Raw genomic sequence first — 2,500 nt, forward strand, 5'->3', positions numbered from 1 at the left:
TTTGTCACGGCGGCATCACAGCGTATCTGTGATGCCCACTTCCGAGCAAATTGCCGAAGGCGATTTGTCTCGTGTTCCCATGGCACCAGATCGGTCCGTGCCTTGGTTCTGTCAGGGACGCACCGAGGCTTTGTCCCGCATTATTCTGCAAAGCAGGAAAGGCCGCATTGCGGCCCTTTGGGTCGGCCAGGGGCCGTTAGGTTTCGTATCGAGAAGACTGAGTTCCGTTTTGCACGGCATTGCCTTTAATAGACCTGGCAGCGACCTACTCTCCCGCATCTTAAGATGAAGTACCATTGGCGCAGGGGTGTTTCACGGCCGTGTTCGGAATGGGAACGGGTGCAGCCACCCCGCCATGACCACCAGGTCAACTAAGGGCAATGTGCCGATTTTCTGGATCGGCAAGTTGAGAAGCTGGTTCACTCCGACGGTTGTTGGTGGATCGTCGGTGGTGATTGGTCTTTTTGAACACGTCAATGGAGCCTTCCGTACCGCATCGGTGCGTTCGGCACCCATACAGGCCAGAGGCCGTCGCGCCCCGGTTTTTGCTTTCAAGCAAAATACCGTATGCGCGGGCCGTCCGCAGGCAGCAAACCAAAGGTTCGCGTACGCCGTCAGGACAGAAGTCAATGCATCATCGAGCAACGCTCGATGAGCATGAACAATGAGAACGATCAAGCCGATCGGGCTATTAGTACCGGTAAGCTTCATGCATTGCTGCACGTCCACACCCGGCCTATCAACGTGGTCGTCTTCCACGGCCCTGATAGGGAACACTCGTTTTCAGGGGGGTTTCCCGCTTAGATGCCTTCAGCGGTTATCCCGTCCATATATAGCTACCCTGCTATGCCGCTGGCGCGACAACAGGTCCACCAGAGATATGTCCATCCCGGTCCTCTCGTACTAGGGACAGATCCTGTCAATATTCCTGCACCCACGGCAGATAGGGACCGAACTGTCTCACGACGTTCTGAACCCAGCTCACGTACCGCTTTAATTGGCGAACAGCCAAACCCTTGGGACCTGCTCCAGCCCCAGGATGCGATGAGCCGACATCGAGGTGCCAAACAACCCCGTCGATATGGACTCTTGGGGGTCATCAGCCTGTTATCCCCGGCGTACCTTTTATCCGTTGAGCGATGGCCCTTCCACGCGGGACCACCGGATCACTATGACCGACTTTCGTCTCTGCTCGACTTGTCAGTCTCGCAGTCAGGCGGGCTTATGCCATTGCACTCGACGACCGATTTCCGACCGGTCTGAGCCCACCATCGCGCGCCTCCGTTACTCTTTCGGAGGCGACCGCCCCAGTCAAACTACCCACCATACACTGTCCCGGACCCGGATGACGGGCCGCGGTTAGACATCCATGACGATAAGGGTGGTATTTCAAGGGTGGCTCCACGAAGACTGGCGTCCCCGCTTCAAAGCCTACCACCTATCCTACACATGCCGACACGAATGCCAGTGTAAAGCTATAGTAAAGGTGCACGGGGTCTTTCCGTCTAACCGCAGGAACCCCGCATCTTCACGGGGAATTCAATTTCACTGAGTCTATGTTGGAGACAGCGGGGAAGTCGTTACGCCATTCGTGCAGGTCGGAACTTACCCGACAAGGAATTTCGCTACCTTAGGACCGTTATAGTTACGGCCGCCGTTTACTGGGGCTTCGATTCAGAGCTTGCACCCCTCCTCTTAACCTTCCAGCACCGGGCAGGCGTCAGACCCTATACGTCGTCTTTAGACTTCGCAGAGCCCTGTGTTTTTGATAAACAGTCGCTACCCCCTGGTCTGTGCCACCCCAAAATACTTGCGTAAATTGGGGTCACGCTTCTTCCGAAGTTACGCGTGCAATTTGCCGAGTTCCTTCAACATAGTTCTCTCAAGCGCCTTGGTATGCTCTACCTGACCACCTGTGTCGGTTTCGGGTACGGTCTATAAGGCGGGGCTATTTCCTGGAACCGCGTCCCTGCCCACTCAATCCAATAAGAGTGAACAAGCTAAGCGATCCGTCACCACCGCCAGGCCCACGAATATTAACGTGGTTCCCATCGACTACGCATGTCTGCCTCGTCTTAGGGGCCGGCTAACCCTGCTCAGATTAACTTTAAGCAGGAACCCTTGGTCTTTCGGCGAGAGGGTCTCTCACCCTCTTTGTCGTTACTCATGTCAACATTCGCACTTCCGATATCTCCAGCAGCCCTCACGGGTCCGCCTTCTCAGACTTACGGAACGCTCCGCTACCCCTACGTCTTCGTTAGAAGATCGTAAGCCTCAGCTTCGGTGCATGGCTTCAGCCCCGTTACATTTTCGGCGCAAAGACCCTTATTTAGACCAGTGAGCTGTTACGCTTTCTTTAAATGATGGCTGCTTCTAAGCCAACATCCTGGTTGTTTTGGGATCCTCACATCCTTTCCCACTTAGCCATGACTTGGGGACCTTAGCTGGAGGTCAGGGTTGTTGCCCTCTTCACGACGGACGTTAGCACCCGCCGTGTGTC

At 55.2% G+C, this 2,500-nt stretch carries 1 protein-coding gene and 2 rRNA genes (1 of these 3 cut by a window edge); 1 reads left to right on the forward strand and 2 read right to left on the reverse strand.

The genetic code is table 11. The annotated features are described in order from the left end of the window. Nucleotides 1-252: 252 nt before the first annotated feature. A 5S ribosomal RNA gene (rrf, locus tag ACFFP0_RS32040) occupies nt 253-367 on the reverse strand. Between rrf and ACFFP0_RS32045 the strand changes: the two genes are divergently transcribed. Next, nucleotides 356-655, forward strand: coding sequence for a hypothetical protein (locus ACFFP0_RS32045; protein WP_377266292.1), 300 nt, complete (start codon nt 356-358; stop codon nt 653-655). The two genes, rrf and ACFFP0_RS32045, sit on opposite strands and share 12 nt — an antisense overlap. Nucleotides 656-670: 15 nt before the next feature. Here the strand turns inward: ACFFP0_RS32045 and ACFFP0_RS32050 are convergent. Further along, nucleotides 671-2,500: ribosomal RNA gene (locus tag ACFFP0_RS32050) — 23S ribosomal RNA — on the reverse strand (it continues 1,128 nt past the right edge of the window).

The organism is Neorhizobium puerariae (assembly GCF_042429745.1).
Lineage (GTDB): Bacteria > Pseudomonadota > Alphaproteobacteria > Rhizobiales > Rhizobiaceae > Neorhizobium > Neorhizobium puerariae.

Excerpts from the sequence above, each read along its gene's own strand:
- ACFFP0_RS32045 (WP_377266292.1), top strand. The coding sequence starts at position 356 with ATGACCACCAGGTCAACTAAGGGCAATGTGCCGATTTTCTGGATCGGC.